This is a genomic window from Candidatus Neomicrothrix sp. (assembly GCF_035329545.1).
GTDB lineage: Bacteria > Actinomycetota > Acidimicrobiia > Acidimicrobiales > Microtrichaceae > Microthrix > Microthrix subdominans.
The window spans coordinates 1-258 of record NZ_DAOLGP010000059.1; the positions used below are offsets into that span (position 1 = coordinate 1).

The 258-nt window shown below is 72.1% G+C and carries 1 protein-coding gene; it reads left to right on the plus strand.

Features of this window, described 5'->3' with window-relative positions; all coding sequences use genetic code 11:
* The coding region (locus PKD89_RS19040) for a Mur ligase family protein (protein WP_324332828.1) at nt 1-258 on the plus strand (258 nt) is incomplete at both ends.

A 258-nucleotide genomic window follows, 5' to 3' on the forward strand; every position in this document is an offset into this window, starting at 1 on the left:
GATTCAAGAGTTGCTGGCCCGTGCCGTCGAGGTCGGTGCCACCCACGCCGTCGTCGAGGCCAGCTCGCAGGGCCTCAGTGATCAGCGCTTGGTCGACGTACCCGCTTCGGTCGGCATCTGCACGACGATCGGGTCCGATCACCTGGAGGTACACGGCTCCGACGCCGCGTACCGGCGGGCCATGCGGCAGCTCTTCTGCCGGGCTTGCCCCGCCGGGGTTGCCGGCTGCCACCCCGCCGAGGGCGGGGGGGGAGCGGG